15 protein-coding genes are annotated in these 16,637 nt (G+C 66.6%); 7 read left to right on the plus strand and 8 right to left on the minus strand.

The window, feature by feature from the left end:
• Positions 1–45: 45 nt before the first annotated feature.
• Positions 46–1,014, plus strand: coding sequence for a LysR family transcriptional regulator (locus CTA01S_RS09560; RefSeq protein WP_232301038.1), 969 nt, complete (start codon positions 46–48; stop codon positions 1,012–1,014).
• 97 nt (positions 1,015–1,111) lie between these two features.
• Here the strand turns inward: CTA01S_RS09560 and pgsA are convergent, their stop codons facing one another.
• The 3 genes from pgsA to uvrC are packed head-to-tail and all read right to left on the minus strand — an operon-like array spanning position 1,112 to position 4,097.
• Complete coding sequence (gene pgsA / locus CTA01S_RS09565; protein ID WP_019559668.1) at positions 1,112–1,678, minus strand: CDP-diacylglycerol--glycerol-3-phosphate 3-phosphatidyltransferase; 567 nt, start codon at positions 1,676–1,678, stop codon at positions 1,112–1,114.
• A 15-nt stretch (positions 1,679–1,693) separates the two neighbouring features.
• Positions 1,694–2,173, minus strand: coding sequence for a hypothetical protein (locus CTA01S_RS09570; protein ID WP_062194929.1), 480 nt, complete (start codon positions 2,171–2,173; stop codon positions 1,694–1,696).
• A 34-nt stretch (positions 2,174–2,207) separates the two neighbouring features.
• A complete protein-coding gene (gene uvrC, locus CTA01S_RS09575; protein WP_062194933.1) occupies positions 2,208–4,097 on the minus strand; it encodes an excinuclease ABC subunit UvrC in 1,890 nt (629 codons plus the stop codon).
• A 70-nt stretch (positions 4,098–4,167) separates the two neighbouring features.
• Here uvrC and earP point away from each other — a divergent pair, with 70 nt between their 5' ends.
• The 3 genes from earP to mnmC all read left to right on the plus strand — a co-directional run bounded on the left by earP (position 4,168) and on the right by mnmC (position 8,025).
• Positions 4,168–5,271, plus strand: a complete 1,104-nt coding sequence (gene earP, locus CTA01S_RS09580) for an elongation factor P maturation arginine rhamnosyltransferase EarP (protein WP_062194937.1) — start codon at positions 4,168–4,170, stop codon at positions 5,269–5,271.
• 201 nt (positions 5,272–5,472) lie between these two features.
• Positions 5,473–6,027, plus strand: a complete 555-nt coding sequence (gene efp, locus CTA01S_RS09585; protein WP_019559664.1) for an elongation factor P — start codon at positions 5,473–5,475, stop codon at positions 6,025–6,027.
• Between the two features lie 66 nt (positions 6,028–6,093).
• Positions 6,094–8,025: a bifunctional tRNA (5-methylaminomethyl-2-thiouridine)(34)-methyltransferase MnmC2/FAD-dependent 5-carboxymethylaminomethyl-2-thiouridine(34) oxidoreductase MnmC1 gene (gene mnmC / locus CTA01S_RS09590; protein ID WP_062194940.1), complete on the plus strand. Its 1,932-nt coding sequence runs from the start codon at positions 6,094–6,096 to the stop codon at positions 8,023–8,025.
• A gap of 13 nt (positions 8,026–8,038) precedes the next feature.
• On the opposite strand, the gene CTA01S_RS09595 is transcribed toward mnmC, so the two are convergent.
• From CTA01S_RS09595 to CTA01S_RS09610, 4 genes are all read right to left on the minus strand, one after another.
• Positions 8,039–9,493, minus strand: coding sequence for a DNA recombination protein RmuC (locus CTA01S_RS09595; protein ID WP_019559662.1), 1,455 nt, complete (start codon positions 9,491–9,493; stop codon positions 8,039–8,041).
• Positions 9,494–9,509: 16 nt separating this feature from the next.
• Complete coding sequence (locus tag CTA01S_RS09600) at positions 9,510–10,547, minus strand: 2-hydroxyacid dehydrogenase (protein ID WP_062194943.1); 1,038 nt, start codon at positions 10,545–10,547, stop codon at positions 9,510–9,512.
• A gap of 129 nt (positions 10,548–10,676) precedes the next feature.
• On the minus strand, positions 10,677–11,108 hold the full coding sequence (locus CTA01S_RS09605; RefSeq protein WP_019559660.1) for an acyl-CoA thioesterase: 432 nt from the start codon (positions 11,106–11,108) through the stop codon (positions 10,677–10,679).
• Positions 11,089–12,066 (minus strand): histone deacetylase family protein, encoded by a 978-nt coding sequence (locus CTA01S_RS09610; protein WP_062194946.1) that lies wholly within the window; start codon positions 12,064–12,066, stop codon positions 11,089–11,091. The genes CTA01S_RS09605 and CTA01S_RS09610 overlap by 20 nt, the downstream gene beginning before the upstream one ends.
• Before the next feature lie 238 nt (positions 12,067–12,304).
• Between CTA01S_RS09610 and phaP the strand changes: the two genes are divergently transcribed.
• Complete coding sequence (gene phaP, locus CTA01S_RS09615; RefSeq protein ID WP_062195092.1) at positions 12,305–12,859, plus strand: phasin family protein; 555 nt, start codon at positions 12,305–12,307, stop codon at positions 12,857–12,859.
• 160 nt (positions 12,860–13,019) lie between these two features.
• On the opposite strand, the gene CTA01S_RS09620 is transcribed toward phaP, so the two are convergent.
• Positions 13,020–13,955, minus strand: a complete 936-nt coding sequence (locus CTA01S_RS09620) for a patatin-like phospholipase family protein (protein ID WP_232301040.1) — start codon at positions 13,953–13,955, stop codon at positions 13,020–13,022.
• Positions 13,956–14,134: 179 nt separating this feature from the next.
• On the opposite strand from CTA01S_RS09620, the gene CTA01S_RS09625 reads away from it, so the two are divergent.
• Together CTA01S_RS09625 and CTA01S_RS09630 are read left to right on the plus strand one after the other, a co-directional pair.
• Positions 14,135–14,902: a sulfite exporter TauE/SafE family protein gene (locus CTA01S_RS09625; protein WP_062194952.1), complete on the plus strand. Its 768-nt coding sequence runs from the start codon at positions 14,135–14,137 to the stop codon at positions 14,900–14,902.
• Between the two features lie 19 nt (positions 14,903–14,921).
• Positions 14,922–16,637, plus strand: a complete 1,716-nt coding sequence (locus CTA01S_RS09630; protein ID WP_062194956.1) for a nitrite/sulfite reductase — start codon at positions 14,922–14,924, stop codon at positions 16,635–16,637.

Here is a 16,637-nt window from a genome sequence, read left to right on the forward strand (position 1 = left end):
CAAGATATTGTTTCCATCCAGGCATCAATCCGACGAGCCGTCCAGATGATCGAACACCGGGATTTGCACTTGGTCTTGGCCGTGGCCGAACACGGCAGCCTGGCCGCGGCGGCGCGCGCCTTGGAAATGGAGCCGCCGGCCGTCTCGAAGCGCTTGGCTGCGTTGGAGGCGCGGCTGAAGCTGCGCTTGTTCCATCGCACGACCCGCCGACTGGGCCTGACCGACGAGGGTGAGCTGTTCTGCGCCCGCGCGCGCGAGCTGCGGGCGGGCTTGGCGGCATTGGAAGACGCGCTGCAAGAGCGCGTCGGCGAGCCACGGGGACTCATCCGCCTGGTCAGCAGCTTCGGTTTCGGCCGGCGGTGGGTGGCCCCCGCACTGGCCGACTTTCAGGCGCAGCACCCGGCGGTGGACGTGCAGTTGCACCTGATGGAACATTGGCCGTACCTGGCCAGCACCAGCTTCGATGCGGCCGTGTGGCTATGGCGTCCGCCCGAATCTGGGGTGATTGTGCGTCGTCTGGCGCACAACCGGCGCATCGTCGTCGGCTCCCCGGACTATTTACGCCGCTGCGGCGTCCCGCAGGAACCGGCCGACCTCGCCCAACACGCCTGTCTGGTGGTGCGCGAGCATGACAGCCACTATGCCACGTGGCGATTGACGGCCCTCCACCGTCGCCGGCGCCCCGCCGAGGTGGCCGTGCGGGTCAGCGGCCCTTTGTCGAGCAATTCGGGCGAGGTGGTGCGAGAGTGGGCGCTGGCCGGGCGCGGCTTGATGCTGCGCTCGCTGTGGGATGTGCACGATGCATTGGCCGACGGCCGGCTCGTGCAGGTGTTGCCCGACTACGCCATGATGGACGCCGATGTGCACTGGGTGGCGCGGCCGCGCTCACCCGGCGCCCCACTGCCCTGGCGGCTGCGTCTGCTGCAAGATCACCTCATGCGTTGGCTGGCCGACCCACCGTGGCTGCGCACGACCCACCACCGCCCCACGCCCGCAGGGCCACGCCGGCCTTGACGGCGGCCCACACGCGCCACCACGAAGCCGGCGCGTCGGACGCGCACGAAAACACCAGGCCAGGCGCATGCTCAGGCACCGGCGCTGCGGCGCCTGCTCACGACCTCGCGCGGATCTCGGGCAAGGCCTTTTGCAGGTAATAGACCATGGACCAAAGGGTCAGGATCGCCGCCAGGTAGATGAGCCCGGTGCCCCACAGCCGAGTGTCGATCACGCGCAAGATCACGCCATCGTAGAGCAGAAAGGGGATGGCCACCATCTGGGTGCCGGTCTTGAGTTTGCCCAGCATGTGCACGGCCACGCTGCGCGACGCACCGATGCTGGCCATCCATTCACGCAAGGCCGAGATGGCGATTTCTCGACCAATGATGACCAGCGCAATCAACGCGCCCACCCGATCGAGTTCCACCAGCACCAGCAAGGATGCGCACACCAAGAATTTGTCGGCCACCGGATCGAGGAAGGCTCCGAACGCCGAGGTTTGGTTCAGGCGGCGCGCCAGCCAGCCGTCGGCCCAGTCGGTGAACGCAAAGATGATGAACAGCACCGCCGCAGCCAGATTGCGCGTGGCCACGTCCAAAGAGGGCAGGTAGTACACCCCCACGATGAGCGGAATGGCCACGATGCGGGCCCAAGTCAGCAGAGTGGGCAGATTGAAAAACATGGGCGCGATTGTGGCTCAGTCCAGCGTTCGGGGTTTGAAGCGCCGGTCGTCTCGGAACAAAAACGTCTCATTGAACCGCCAAGGACGCGGCAGATGCGCCACGCTGCCAAACGGCGCGGCCCGCAGCACGGCGTCGATGGCCAACTGGGTGGTGTCGCGGGCCTGCCCGGGATACCGCAACACCTCGATGCGCCGCACGCTGCCGTCGGCATTGAGATCGATGGCCAGCACCGGGATGGCCAGCAGCACGTCCGGCGGCCGATCCAGGTACACGCCCTGCGGATTGGCCGCCACGATGCGGCGTGCCGCGCGCAGCCGGTAGTCGTCCCAGTGGCGCGCGCGGGTCTCCACGGGCACCGACGCGGCCGGCCGCGGCTCTGTGGGCACCGGCGGCGGTGCGGGCACCCTGGGCGCCGGAGAACAGCCCAGCAGCACGGCGCCAACGAGCAGCGGTGCCGCCCACAGACGGAGTCGACGGTGTCGGCAGGGCTTCATGCGGGTTCTCCTCATTGCGACGAGAGCGGCGGTCTCAATGCAGCGCCTTGTAGATCGCTTCGGCCAGTTCGCGCGAGATGCCCTCCACCGTGGCCAAATCGTCCACACTGGCCTGAGCCACCCCGCGCAGACCGCCGAAGCGTTGCAGCAGTCTAGCCCGCTTCTTGGGGCCGATGCCGGGAATGTCTTCGAGCTTGGCCCCCCCCGTGCGCACCGATGCACGCCGCGCGCGCATGCCGGTGATGGCAAAGCGATGAGCCTCGTCACGGATCTGCGCCACCAGCATCAGCGCCGCCGACTCGCGACCCAGCGCGATCTTGGGCCGGCCGTCGGCGAAGACCAGCTCCTCCAAGCCGACCTTGCGACCTTCTCCTTTTTCGACGCCGACGATCGATCCGATGTCCAGCCCCAATTCCTCGAAGACCTCACGCGCGACGGCCACCTGGCCGCGCCCGCCGTCGATGAGCACCAGGTCGGGCCATCGCGCTTGGCCTGCATCGGCCGCCTCGGCCAGCTTGCCATAGCGACGCAGCAGCACCTGGCGCATCGCGGCATAGTCGTCGCCGGGGGTGATGCCTTCGATGTTGTACCGCCGGTACTGGGCGTTTTGCATCTTGTGGTTCTCGTACACCACGCAAGCGGCTTGAGTGGCCTCCCCCGCGGTGTGGCTGATGTCGAAGCATTCGATGCGGAAACGATCCAGATCTTCGGGGTTCAGATCGAGGGCCTCCACCAGCGCCCGGGTGCGTGCCTGCTGTGAGCCTTCCTCGGCCAGCAGCCGCGCCAGCGCCAACTCGGCGCCCTGGACCGCCATCTCCAGCCACGCGCGGCGCTGCTCGCGTGGCTGATGCACGGCCGTGATCTTCACACCGGCCTGTGCCGACAGCGCTTCCAGCAAGGCCTTGTCCACCGGATGACTGACCACCAGCAGGGGGGGCACACCGCCGTCCAGGTAGTGCTGAGCGATGAAGGCCTCCAACACCTGCGTCTCCACCGATGGGCTGGCACTGGCCTGCGCGGCCTCGTCGTCGTCCACCGCCACGGCCGCAGCCTCCTCCACATGGGCTGGGAAGTAAGCCCGGTCCCCGAGGTGGCGCCCCCCGCGCACCATCGCCAGGTTCACGCAGGCACGCCCGCCTTGCACCTTCACGGCCAGAATGTCGGCGTCGCGGTCGCTGCCGGTGTCGATGGCCTGCTGATGCAACACCCGCGACAGTGCGCCCAACTGATTGCGAATCTCCGCCGCCTGCTCGAACTCCAGCTTTTGCGCATGCGCCATCATCTGGGCTTGCAAGGTGTCGATCACCCCCTGCTGTTCGCCTTGCAAAAATCGCTCGGCATGGGCCACGTCACGGGCGTAGTCTTCGGGGCTGATCAGGCCCACGCAAGGGCCCGAGCAGCGCTTGATCTGATAGAGCAAACACGGCCGGGTGCGGTGATTGAACACCGTGTCCTCGCAGGTGCGCAGCCGAAAGATCTTTTGCAGCAACTGGATCGATTCCTTCACCGCCCAGGCGCTCGGGTAGGGGCCGAAGTAGCGGTGCTTCTTGTCCACCGCGCCGCGATAGTAGGCCAAGCGCGGAAACGCATGCGAAGCGATCTTCAGGTAGGGGTAGCTCTTGTCGTCGCGGAACAGGATGTTGAAGCGCGGATGCAGCGTCTTGATCAGGTTGTTCTCGAGCAACAAGGCCTCCGCCTCGCTGCGCACCACGGTCGTCTCCAAGCGCGCGATACGCGACACCATGTGGCCGATGCGCGTGCCCTCATGGTTTTTGTGAAAGTAGCTCGATACCCGCTTCTTCAGGTTGCGGGCCTTGCCCACATAAAGCACATTGCCTTGGGCATCGTAGTAGCGATACACCCCGGGCAGGCTGGGCAGGGCAGCCACCTCGGCCAAGAGGCGATCGCGCGGCGCCGGCTGCATCGGTGGGGCGGATTCTGTCGTGACATCGGCACTCATGGCGGCATTGTGCCGCCGAGCTCACAATGTCGGGATGCGTTGGGATGTTTTCTGCCGCGTCATCGACAACTACGGTGACATTGGGGTGTGCTGGCGACTGGCGGCCGACTTGGCCGGCCGAGGACAGCAAGTGCGGCTGTGGGTCGACGAGCCCGGCGCCCTGGACTGGATGGCCCCGCACGGTTGCCCGGGCGTGGAAGTGCGCCCTTGGCGTGAGCCCTGGTGCGCCGTGGAGCCTGCCGAGGTGGTGGTCGAGGCCTTCGGCTGCGACCCGCCCGAGGCCTACATCGAGCGCATGGCCTCGTGCCGCCCGGCGCCGGTGTGGATCAATCTGGAATATCTCAGCGCCGAAGACTATGTCGAACGCTCGCACGGCCTGCCCTCGCCGCGCTGGCACCCTCCGGGGGCGGGCCTGGTCAAGCGATTCTTTTATCCCGGGTTCACCTCCCGCACCGGCGGTCTGTTGCGCGAGCCGGGCCTGTTGGAACGCCGCGCCGCATTCGATGGTGCAGCCTGGCTGGCGCGGCAAGGGCTGACGGTGCGCCCGCAGGAGCGGGTCGTCTCGCTGTTTTGCTACGACAACCCGCGGTTGAGCCTCTGGCTCGAAGCGCTGACCGAGCAGCCCACGCTGCTGTTGGTCACCCCGGGGCAGGCCGCCGGGCAAGTCTCGGCATTGCTTGGCCACGCCCCGCGCGAAGGCCACACCGACACGGTGGGGGCCTTGCGCTTGCACTGGCTGCCCGCCCTGACTCAGACGGAATTCGACCAGCTCCTGTGGGCCTGCGATCTGAATGTGGTGCGCGGCGAGGATTCCTTCGTTCGGGCCCAATGGGCGGCCCGACCGTTCATTTGGCACATCTACCCCCAAAGCGACGCCGCCCATGCCCTCAAGCTCGAAGCCTTCCTCGACCGCTATCTGGAGGGCGCCGATGCGGGCACGGCTGCCGCCTTGCGAGCCTTGTGGCGCGCGTGGAACGGACTGTCGGCCGAGCTGGGCGCACTGCATCCCTCGAGCTGGCCCGCCCCCACGGTCTGGCGGGCCCATGCGGCACGGTGGTGTGAGACCCTGGCCAGGCAAGCGGACTTGAGCACCCAGTTGCTAGACCTCGCGCGAACTTCGAAGGCGCGCTCAGGGTAGAATAAGAGGCTTTGCGGTATCCGGGTGCGCACGCCTCGCGCGATCGGTTGGCTGCGACTGAGGGCCGTGACTGTGGGTCGTGACCGAGGGCCGTGATCGAGGCACGAGGCCCTTGAGCATCAGCCCCTTCGAACCCGGCCGTGTTGGCACCCCGAGATTCCCACTCCAGACCAGGACCGACCCCCACAAGAGGGATTCACCATGAAGACTGCACAGGAAATCCGCGCCGGCAACGTGATCATGCAGGGCAAGGACCCGATGGTCGTGCTCAAGACCGAATACAGCCGCGGTGGCCGCAACGCCGCCACCGTGCGCATGAAGCTGAAGAACCTGCTGAACAACTCTGGCACCGAAGTCGTCTTCAAGGCCGACGACAAAATGGACCAGATCATCCTCGACAAGAAGGAGTGCACCTACTCCTACTTCGCCGATCCGATGTACGTGTTCATGGACAACGAGTACAACCAGTACGAGGTGGAAGCCGAGAACATGGGCGATGCCCTCCACTATCTGGAGGACGGCATGGAGGTCGAGGTGGTGTTCTACGAAGGCAAGGCCATCTCCGTCGAACTGCCCACCACGGTGGTGCGCGAAATCACCTGGACCGAGCCGGCGGTCAAGGGAGACACCTCCGGCAAGGTGATGAAGCCGGCCAAGATCGCCACCGGATTCGAAATCCAAGTGCCCATCTTCGTGAACCAGGGCGACAAGATTGAAATCGATACCCGCACGCACGAATACCGCAAGCGGGTGTGAATTTCGCCGTCCATGCCAAGAGCCGGCCTGAGGCCGGCTTTTTGCTTGCGGCCCCTTGAGACGCGCATGAACACCCAGCCCATCCAGCCAGCCCGGGTCGAGCTGCGTGAGGGCGTGCCGTTTGCTCCAGCCTTTGGCGACATCTACCACGCGCGCGCCGGAGCGCTGGCACAGGCCAGCCATGTGTTCCTCGCGGGCAACGGGCTGCCGCGGCGCTGGGCCGGCCAGCCCGATTTCACCATCTTGGAGACCGGCTTTGGGCTGGGCAACAACTTTCTGGCCACCTGGGCCGCCTGGCGCGAGGATCCCCGGCGCTGCGATCGGCTGCACTTCGTCTCGATCGAAAAACACCCCCTGACGCGTGAAGACTTGGCGCGTGTGCTGGCGGCCCATCCGCTGCGCGACTTGGCCGCCAGGCTGCAGGCGCAGTGGCCAGCGCTGACCCCCAATCTCCATCGGTTGGATTTCGAAAACGGACGGGTACGACTGATCCTGGCCTTCGGAGACGCCACAGCCTTGCTGCCCGAACTGCGGCTGCGCGCCGACGCGTTTTATCTCGACGGCTTTGCGCCCGATCGCAACCCGGAGATGTGGAGTGAAGGCCTGATGCGCAGCCTGGGCCGGCTGGCCGCCCCCGGCGCCACCGCCGCCACCTGGAGCGCAGCACGCGCCGTGCGCGAAGGTCTGTCTCGGGCGGGCTTCGAGGTGGAACGCGCACCGGGCTTCGCAGGCAAACGTCAGATGACGGTGGCGCGATTCGTGCCGCGCTACACCCCCCCGCCGCCCGCGGCCGAAGCCCCCCTGGCAGTGCGCGAACGTCGCGCCGTGGTGCTGGGCGGGGGATTGGCTGGCGCCAGTGTGGCCCATGCGCTGGCCGCCTTGGGTTGGCACTGCGAGCTCATCGACCGCCATCCCAGACCGGCCCAAGGCGCCTCCGGCAACCCAGGAGGCTTGTTCCACGGCATCGTGCTGCCCGATGACGGGGCTCACGCCCGCTTGCACCGTGCCGCCGCCCTGTGCCTGCAAGCCAACCTGCCCTGGCTGCGCCAGCGCCACGGCCTGAGCGGAGGCTTCGACGGACTGCTGCGTGCCGACGACGGTCCGTTCGCATCGATGCAACACCTGCTGCACCGCCTGGGCTTGCCGCCGGACTATGTGCAGGCCCTGGATGTGCCCCATGCCCGGGCCCTCAGCGGACTGCCGCTGGACCGCCCGGCCTGGTTTTACCCCGGCGGCGGATGGCTGCAACCGGCCGATCTGGTCCATGCCCTGCTGGCCGAGGCGGGAGCGGCCGTGCGCTGGCGCGGCCCGCTGGAGATCCGTGCACTGCAGCCCGATGCCGATGGCTGGGCCGTGATCGATGCCGCGGGCCGCGTGGCCGCTCGCGCAGAGGTGGTCGTCTTGGCCAATGGTTTCGAAGCGACCGCACTCGTGCCCGACTTCCCCTGGCCGCTCCAGCGGGTGCGCGGTCAGATCACCCGGCTGCCCGCCGATTTGCCCGGCTTGGTCCTGCCTCGCGTGCCGGTGGCCGCCGGCGGCTATCTGCTGCCCGCTCACGAAGGCTGGTCGCTGTGTGGTGCCACGAGCCAGCCCGGGGACGAGGACCCCACCGTGCGCGCCACAGACCACGCGCACAACTTGGCCCAGCTGGCCCGCCTGGGCCTCGAGCCGCCCGTGGTCGATACGGCCCGGCTGGACGGCCGGGTCGGTTGGCGCGCAATGACGCCCGACCGCCTGCCCCTGTTGGGCCCTCTGCCCGAGCTGACCGCCCTGCCCGCCCTGGGCCGACGCGCCGGCCAGCCACGCCACCTGCCGCGCCGGCCAGGGCTGTATGTCTGCACCGGGCTGGGCTCACGCGGGATCACCTGGTCCCTGCTGGCCGGCCGTACCGTGGCAGCCTGGATCACCGCAACCCCTTGCCCGCTGGAAGGCGGCCTGCGCGACGCCGTGGATGTGGGGCGCTTCCTCAGCCGCGCCGCACGTCGCGCGCCACGGTGACGCCCCCACCGCATCAGTCCCGGTCGTCCAGCGCGTCCTGCGGCAATACGCCAGCAGCCTGGGCCTCGGGCAGCGCCTCCACCGTGCGCAGTGCTCGGCTCATCTGGCGAGTGCGCGTCTCGGCCTTGTCCAAAGTGTTGAGCACCGTCTGGGTTTGATCCCTCACACGGGCCAAAACCTCGCCGAACTTGCCGAATTCCGTCTTGACCGCGCCCAGCACCTTCCACACCTCGGACGAACGCTTCTCCAGCGCCAGGGTACGAAAGCCCATCTGCAAACTGTTGAGCATGGCCAGCAAGGTGGTGGGGCCGGCCAGGATGACGCGGTGCTCACGCTGTAGCGCTTCCACCAGGCCGGGACGGCGCAGCAACTCGGCATACAAGCCCTCGGTGGGCACGAACAGCACGCCAAAGTCGGTGGTGTGCGGCGGCGCCAGATACTTCGCCGCGATGCTGCGCGCCTCCTCGCGGATGCGCTGCTCCAGGGCCTTGGCCGCGGCCTCGGCGGCCTCGCGGTCGGCCTCGTCCTGCGCGGCGAGCAAACGCTCGTAGTCCTCGCGCGGAAACTTGGCATCCAGCGGCAGCCACACCGGCGCCCCATCCTCGCCCTTGCCCGGCAGACGGATCGCGAACTCCACCCGCTCCCGGCTGCCTGGCACGGTCGCCACGTGAGTCTCGTACTGATCGGGGGTGAACACCTGTTCCAGCAAGACGGCAAGCTGGGTTTCGCCAAACACACCGCGGGTCTTCACATTGGTCAGCACCCGTTTGAGGTCCCCCACCCCTTGGGCCAGCGACTGCATCTCGCCCAGGCCGCGGTGCACCTGCTCCAGCCGTTCGGCCACCTGCTTGAAGCTCTGGCCCAAGCGCTGCTCCAGCGTGGCGTGCAGCTTTTCGTCCACCGTCTGGCGCATCTGCTCGAGCTTTTTCTCGTTGTCGGCGGCCAAGGCGGCCAAACGGCTCTCCACCGTCTGGCGCACCTCGGCCAAGCGCCGCTCGTTGGCTTCGGACAACGCGCGCAGCTGCTCGTTCAAGCCCTCGGCAAAACGCCGCAGGGCCAGGTCTTGCGCCTCGCGGGCCGATTGCGCCTGGGTCGTCAGAGCCGCCGCGGTCGAGCGCAGTGTGTCGGCCACGAGCTGCTGCAGGGTCACCAGTTGCGCGCGAAAGCCATCGAGCTGCTCGTTCTGGGTGCGCGCCACATCGCCTTGCTGGGTCAGCAACGTCTGCTGAAACAAGGCCAGCGTGCCGCCGAGCTCCTGGCGCGTGCCCTGAGCGCTGCGGCTCAGTTCATCGCGCAACTCGCGCTCCAGCCGCGACAAGGCCTCGGCCTGCAGCCGCGTCTGCGCGAACAAGTCCTCCCGGCTGGCCGCCGGCTCACGCCCGGCGACAACGACCCGCCAGGCCAACACGGCCAACATCACCACATTGGCCACGCCCAGCGCAGCCAGCCACCACAGGGTCGATGCCATGGTCTGATGGTCTCGCTCAGTCCTGCTGCCCGGCCGCACCGCGCAGCACTTCGGGATTCACCGGCGTGGGCGGACGCCCCGCCTGCGGACCACAGCCCAGCGCGGCGATCAGGTTGTCCACCGCCAAGCTGGCCATGGCCCGGCGCGTGGCCACCGAGGCGCTGGCGATGTGGGGCGTCAAGACGACATTGGGCACCTCCAACAGATGCGGATGCACCTGCGGCTCCCCTTCGAACACGTCCAGGCCAGCGGCGGCAATCCGTCCATCCCGCAGGGCCTGGGCCAGCGCCGCATCGTCCACCACGCCGCCACGGGCAATGTTGGTCAAAGTGGCCGTGGGCTTCATCTGCGCCAGCTCGGCCGCTCCGATGGCGTGATGCGAGCTGGGGGAGTACGGCACGACGATCACCAGGTGGTCGGCCTCGCGCAGCAAAGTGGCCTTGTCGACATAACGCGCCGCGCACTGCGCCTCGATCGAGGCGGGTAGGCGTGAACGGTTGTGATAGATCACCTTCATGCCAAAGCCATGCGCGCCGCGCCGCGCGATGGCCTGACCGATGCGCCCCATGCCCAGGATACCCAGCGTGGCCCCATGCACATCCGGCCCCACGAACATGTCATAGCGCCACTTCTTCCACTGGCCGGCACGCAGGTAGCGCTCCGACTCGGTGATGCGACGCGCTGCAGCCATCATCAGGGCAAAACCGAAATCCGCAGTGGTTTCGGTCAGCACGTCCGGCGTGTTGGTGACGATGATCCCGCGCGCCGTGCACGCCGCCACATCGATGTTGTTGTAGCCCACGGCCATGTTGCACACCGCCTTGAGTTGCGGATGGGCCGCCAGCAAGGCTTCGTCGATGCGTTCGCTGCCGGTGGTGATCACCCCTGCTTTGCCTTGCAAGGCCTGGCTCAAGGCCTCAGGGCTCCACACCTCGTCCTTGGGATTGTCTTGCACCTCGAAGTAGGCCCTGAGGCGGTCGATGATGTCGGGAAAGGTGGCGCGCGCCACGAGCACCTTGTGCACGACGGTCTCCTTGATGATCTGAGCGACCATTGTAGAAAGCCGTCGAGCCGATCAGGCTGAGCACCGGCTGAACGCCATCCCCGGTGAAAACTGAAAACGGATGCGCGCACGCTCAGGGGGGGCAGTCGGTTGCGACCGCCGGGAAAGAGTCCTTCCCTGTCATCGCAATGCCTCCAACACCGCCACGAGCGATGCCGGCAGCGGTACCGGTTTGCGCGTATGGCGGTTCACGTACACATGCACGAAATGCCCGCGCGCGGCCGTCAACGGCTCGCCTTGCGCGAACAGCCCCACCTCGTAGCGCACGCTGGACGTGCCCAGATGAGCCACACGCAGCCCGGCATCCACCCCCTGCGGAAAGGCCAACGGGGCAAAGTAATTGCACTGGGTCTCGACCACCAGGCCGATCACCTCGCCGGCGTGAATGTCCAAAGCACCTCTCGATATGAGGTACTCGTTCACCACCGTGTCGAAGTAGCTGTAGTAGACGACATTGTTGACATGACCATACACGTCATTGTCCATCCAGCGGGTGGTGATGGGCAGGAAATGACGATACGCATGGCGGGGTTCAGCCTGGGGTCGGCTCATGCCGAAAGTCCTCCTCGGATGGGGCCTGGGCACGCGGCCAACGCCGCCAGTACTCACAGGCCAATTGCAAGGTGCGCCATTGGATGGCCACGGTCTGGGCCAGATCGTGGCCATAACCGCCGGCCATGGTGATGACCACCGGAATGCCCCGCTCGGCCGCCGCACGCAGCACACGGGCATCGCGCTCGGCCAAGGCCTGTGCCGACACCTTCAGCCGGCCCAGGCGGTCGCCTTCGTGGGGATCGGCGCCGGCGAGGTAAAAGATCAAGCCCGGGGCATGGTCCGCGTGAGCCGCCCACAAAGCCGCCAAGGCTTGCTCCAGTGCGTCGAGATACGGCCCGTCGGTGCAGCCATCGGGCAGCTCCACATCGAGGTCGCTGGCTTCTTTGCGAAACGGGAAATTGCGCGCCCCATGCAGCGACAGGGTGAAGACCGTGGGATCGTCTCGAAAAATGGCTGCCGTGCCATTGCCCTGGTGCACGTCCAGATCGATCACGGCCACGCGCAACAGGCGCCGGCAGCGACGATGCCACTCGGCTTGCATCAGCCGGGCCGCCACCGCCACATCATTGAATACACAGTAGCCGCTGCCTTTGTCGGCGTAGGCATGGTGCGTGCCGCCGGCGAGGTTGGCCGCCAGCCCCTCGGTCAACGCCGCCCGCGCCGCGGCCACCGTGGCGCCCACCGAGCGTCGTGCACGCTCGGCCATCGCCGGCGACCAGGGAAAACCGATCTCGCGCTGCGCCGCCGCGCTCAACGTGCCTTGCAACACGGCGTCGATGTAGGCCGGGGTATGCACCAAGGCCAGCTCCCCTTCACTGGCCACTGGCGCCTCCTCCAAGCGCACGGCCGGCAGTTCGGCGGCCACGCGGTCGCGCAACATGCGGTATTTCGCCATCGGAAAGCGATGCCCCGGCGGCAGCGGCAACACGAAACGGTCGGAGTAAAAGGCCAGCATGGCGGCACGGCATGGGTTGGCCCGATTGTGGATCCCCCAGGCCCGGCCGACCCGTCACGACAGCGACATGTCCCTGCCCGAGACTGGGAGTCTCATCGGCGACACCGGGAGATTTAGAGCCAAGCCTCTAAACGATGCTGCAGCGCAGCAAACCCACTTGCAATGCCACTCGAGACCTCTATACTTCAGTCATGTTGCAGTGCAACAATTTCGTGCCCACCCACCAAAGGAGTCTTCGATCATGATGACCGCCGAACAACTGGTTGCTGCCCACAAAGCCAATGTCGAGACCCTGTTTGGGCTCACTCAGAAAGCTTTCGAAGGCGTTGAAAAACTCGTCGAGCTGAACCTGCAGGTTGCCAAAACCTCGCTGGCCGAAGCCGCCGAGCACGCCCAGGCCGCCCTGTCGGTCAAGGATGCCCAAGAGCTGCTGGCCCTGCAAGCGTCGCTGCTGCAGCCCAGCGCCGAAAAGGCCGCGGCCTACAGCCGCCATGTCTATGACATCGCCTCGAACACCAACGCAGAAATCAATAAAATCGCGGAAGCGCAAATCGCCGATGTCCAGAAGAAGTTTCTGGCCGTGGTCGACAACGCCGTGAAAAATGCGCCCGCCGGCACCGAAAGTGCGGTGGCCTTGGTGAAGTCGGCCGTGGCCGCTGCCAACAATGCGTTCGAAACGGTTCACAAAGCGGCCAAGCAAGCGGCCGAAGTGGCCGAAGCGAACATCCAGGCGGTGACCAACTCGGCGGTCAAGGCGGCCCAACAGGCGCCCCGCCCCAAGCGCAGCGCCTGAGCCCAAAATTTGTTGCGTCGGGGCTTGAACTTTTCCGCTGCGCCCCGACTCTGAGGAGAGCCGTGCAGCTTGGCTCCACGGTCTCCCTGAAAGGTTGTCTCCTCGGTACCTCCCAAGGTACCTTCGGCCCGGTGGTCTCCCACCGGGCTTTTTTTTCCCGTCAGCCTTGGCGCCTCTTGGCGGCCAGGCGCTCACGCAGCTGAGGCAGAGCCGCCAGCGCGGCGTCACGACCGGCGTCCATCGCCAACCGGCGGGATCGGAAGTCGGTGCCGGCCAACCCGTTGAGCGCCGGCCGGATCACCACGTCGGCCTCTCGCAGCTCGAAATGATTGATGCTGCGTCCCATGATGGCAAAGGTCTGCAGCAACATGCGCATGGCATCGCCCACCGGACCGTCCTGCGGTGGCGAAGAAATGTCCACGGCAATGACGAAGTCGGCCCCCATCTGGCGAGCGAAACGCACCGGCACCGGCGAGACCAGGCCGCCGTCCACGTATTCCCGGTCGCCGATGCGCACCGGTTGAAACACCGCCGGCACCGCGCTGGATGCCCGCACGGCCATGCCGGTGTCTCCGCGCCGGAACAGCACCGGCTCGCCCGTGGCCAGGTCGGTCGCCACGATGCCCAGGGGCCGCTTCATGCGCTCGATGGTCACCCCCCCGACTTGTTGATTCACATAGCGTGCCAGAGCCTCCCCTCGGATCACCCCGCGCAAGGGGAAAGACCAGTCGGTGATGGCCGTCTCGTCCATGGTCTCGGCCAGGGCGCGCAGTTCCGTGCGCGATTTGCCCGCGGCGTACAGCGCAGCCACCAGGCTGCCGGCCGACGTACCCACGACCAGGTCGGGCTGTATGCCCTGTTCCTCCAGGACCTGGATCACCCCGATATGGGCAAAGCCCCGGGCCGCGCCGCCGCCCAGCGCCAGACCGATACGCACCGGCCGCGGCGGCTCGGGCGCTGGCACCGGCGCCGAGGCCTGGGGCACGGGCGGCGCCGTCTGGCAGGCGGCCAGGGCCAAGGAGGTCAACAACAAGCTGCGCCGGCGCAGCCGGTAAACGTGCAAGTCTGCTGCGGTCGAGAACGGATTTGAAGACATGGTGCGAAATGTTAGCGAGCTCGTCCCCAGGCCCCCTCCCGGTCGAAAATAACATCTAGATATAACTATCAAATGAATTTGTAGTTCCCATTTATATGGGACCTCCGTACAGTCGGCCCCATCGTGCGGGCTGCGCCTGCCCTGCAGGCATGCGCCGTTCGAGTGACACAGGGAGCGACATGGACTGGATTGCAGTGGTCAGCGGTTTCGGGGTCGGCGTCATCGTCGGCCTGACCGGCGTGGGCGGTGGCTCACTGATGACGCCTTTGCTGCTGTCGGTCTTCAAGCTCCATCCTGCCGTGGCCATCGGCACCGACCTGTGGTTCGCCGGCCTGACCAAGGTGTCGGGGTCGGTGGCCCACCACCGGCAAGGCAATGTGGATTACCGCATCACCGGGCTGCTGCTGGCCGGCAGTGTGCCCGCCTCGATCCTGATGATCGGGTTGATGCATTACACCGGTGTCACCAAGGGCTGGGCCAGTGCCTTGACGTTCTCGCTGGGCATCGCCTTGCTGCTCACCGCCATCACGGTGGCCTACCGGCAGGCCTGGCACCGGGTGGCCTTGAAGCTGCAGCGCTGGCTGCCCGAACACCGCAAGCCGGCCTACACCGTGGCCGCCGGGGCGGCGTTGGGAGTGCTGGTGTCGCTCAGCTCCATTGGTGCAGGCGCCATCGGGGCCACGCTCATTTTGTTCCTGTATCCACACATCGAAGCCCGCCGCCTGGTGGGCACCGACATCGCCCACGCAGTGCCGCTGACGCTGGTGGCCGGCATCGGCCATGCCAGCTTGGGCCATGTCGACTGGGCATTGCTGGTTGCGCTTCTGGTGGGATCGATCCCCGGCATCTGGATCGGCGCGCGCCTGACCCGCAATCTGCCAGACCGTCTCGTGCGCGGCTTGCTGTGCGCCGCGCTGGTCACCGCCGGCCTCAAGGTCATTCACTGAGTCTTCACGAGCCCCCGAGATGTATCGATACAACGAGTTCGATCGCCACTTCGTTCGCCAGCGCGCTGCCCAGTTCCGCGACCAGTTGCAACGTCATCTGGCCGGACAGCTCGGCGACGAGGAGTTCAAGGCCCTGCGTCTGCAAAACGGCTGGTACATCCAACGCCATGCGCCCATGCTGCGGGTGGCCATCCCCTATGGCGAAATCAGCAGCACCCAGCTGCGCACCCTGGCGCGCATCGCCCGGGAGTACGACCGTGGCTACGGTCACTTCACCACGCGCCAGAACATCCAATTCAACTGGATTCCCTTGGCACGCGCTGCCGACGTGATGGACGAACTGGCGGCCGTGGACATGCACGGCATCCAAACCTCGGGCAACTGCATTCGCAACATCACGACCGACGCCTTCGCAGGCATCGCCCCCGACGAGATCGTCGACCCGCGCCCTTATTGCGAAGTGCTGCGCCAATGGTCCACCCTGCATCCCGAGTTTGCCTTCCTGCCGCGCAAGTTCAAGATCGCCGTCAGCGGCGCCGCCGAGGATCGCGCCGCCATCGGCTGGCATGACATCGGCTTGCAGTTGTTGCGCAATGACGCCGGCGAAGTCGGCTTCAAAGTGCTGGTCGGCGGTGGCATGGGCCGCACCCCCCTCATCGGCACGGTGGTGCGCGAGTTTCTGCCCTGGCAGCAGATCCTCGTGTATCTCGAGGCGATCGTGCGGGTCTACAACCGCTACGGCCGGCGCGACAATCTGTACAAGGCGCGCATCAAGATCCTCGTGAAGGCCGAAGGCCAGAGGTTCATCGACGCGGTCGAGCATGAGTTCGCCCAGATCCTCGAACGCGACGTCGATGGCGCGGCTCACATCATTCCGCAGGAAGAGCTCGACCGCGTGGCCCGGCACTTCACCGCGCCGGCCGGCGTGCGCGATGACCTCCCTGCCGCCAACGACGCGCTGGAGCCCGCCCCTGCCGATGCCCCGCCGGCCTATCGCCGTTGGCTGCAGCGCAATGTGCACGCCCATCGCTTCCCGGGTTATCGGGCGGTCACGCTTTCGCTCAAGCGCGTCGGCCAAGCGCCGGGCGATGTCACCGACGCGCAGCTCGAACGCGCCGCCGACATGGCCGATCGCTACAGTGCCGGCGAGGCCCGCGTCACGCACGACCAAAATCTCGTGCTGCCCTGGGTGCGGCAGTCCGAGCTCTTTGCCCTCTGGCTAGAGGCCAAAGACGCCGGTTTTGCCACCCCCAACATCGGCCTGCTCACCGACATGATCGCCTGCCCCGGGGGGGATTTTTGTGCGCTGGCCAATGCGCGTTCGATCCCGATCGCCGAACAAGTGGCGCAGCGCTACCAAGACCTGGACGAGCTGTACGACATCGGTGACATCGATGTGCACATGAGCGGTTGCATGAATTCCTGCGGCCACCACCACAGCGGTCATATCGGCATCCTCGGCGTCGACAAGGACGGTGCCGAGTGGTACCAGATCACGCTGGGAGGATCGGATGGCTCCACGCAAAGCGGTCCGGCCGGCCCGGGCAAAGTGATCGGGCCCTCGTTCGCCGCCGATGAAGTGGTGGACGTGATCGAAGCCGTGATCGAAACCTATCGCCAACAGCGCGCGGCCAACGAGCGCTTCATCGATACGGTCAAGCGCGTGGGCCTGGAGCCGTTCAAAACGGCCGCCAATGCGGTACGTCGGACCACCAGCAAGGCGCTGGCTGCTTGA

The sequence above is a fragment of the Caldimonas taiwanensis NBRC 104434 genome, assembly GCF_001592165.1.
Lineage (GTDB): Bacteria > Pseudomonadota > Gammaproteobacteria > Burkholderiales > Burkholderiaceae_C > Caldimonas > Caldimonas manganoxidans.

What these genes read in the sequence shown, in the direction of transcription:
- CTA01S_RS09560 (WP_232301038.1), top strand. Translation starts at nt 46, where the DNA reads ATGATCGAACACCGGGATTTGCACTTGGTCTTGGCCGTGGCCGAACAC.
- pgsA (WP_019559668.1), bottom strand. Translation starts at nt 1,678, where the DNA reads ATGTTTTTCAATCTGCCCACTCTGCTGACTTGGGCCCGCATCGTGGCC.
- CTA01S_RS09570 (WP_062194929.1), bottom strand. Translation starts at nt 2,173, where the DNA reads ATGAAGCCCTGCCGACACCGTCGACTCCGTCTGTGGGCGGCACCGCTG.
- uvrC (WP_062194933.1), bottom strand. Translation starts at nt 4,097, where the DNA reads ATGCAGCCGGCGCCGCGCGATCGCCTCTTGGCCGAGGTGGCTGCCCTG.
- earP (WP_062194937.1), top strand. Translation starts at nt 4,168, where the DNA reads ATGCGTTGGGATGTTTTCTGCCGCGTCATCGACAACTACGGTGACATT.
- efp (WP_019559664.1), top strand. Translation starts at nt 5,473, where the DNA reads ATGAAGACTGCACAGGAAATCCGCGCCGGCAACGTGATCATGCAGGGC.
- mnmC (WP_062194940.1), top strand. Translation starts at nt 6,094, where the DNA reads ATGAACACCCAGCCCATCCAGCCAGCCCGGGTCGAGCTGCGTGAGGGC.
- CTA01S_RS09595 (WP_019559662.1), bottom strand. Translation starts at nt 9,493, where the DNA reads ATGGCATCGACCCTGTGGTGGCTGGCTGCGCTGGGCGTGGCCAATGTG.
- CTA01S_RS09600 (WP_062194943.1), bottom strand. Translation starts at nt 10,547, where the DNA reads ATGGTCGCTCAGATCATCAAGGAGACCGTCGTGCACAAGGTGCTCGTG.
- CTA01S_RS09605 (WP_019559660.1), bottom strand. Translation starts at nt 11,108, where the DNA reads ATGAGCCGACCCCAGGCTGAACCCCGCCATGCGTATCGTCATTTCCTG.
- CTA01S_RS09610 (WP_062194946.1), bottom strand. Translation starts at nt 12,066, where the DNA reads ATGCTGGCCTTTTACTCCGACCGTTTCGTGTTGCCGCTGCCGCCGGGG.
- CTA01S_RS09620 (WP_232301040.1), bottom strand. Translation starts at nt 13,955, where the DNA reads ATGTCTTCAAATCCGTTCTCGACCGCAGCAGACTTGCACGTTTACCGG.
- CTA01S_RS09625 (WP_062194952.1), top strand. Translation starts at nt 14,135, where the DNA reads ATGGACTGGATTGCAGTGGTCAGCGGTTTCGGGGTCGGCGTCATCGTC.
- CTA01S_RS09630 (WP_062194956.1), top strand. Translation starts at nt 14,922, where the DNA reads ATGTATCGATACAACGAGTTCGATCGCCACTTCGTTCGCCAGCGCGCT.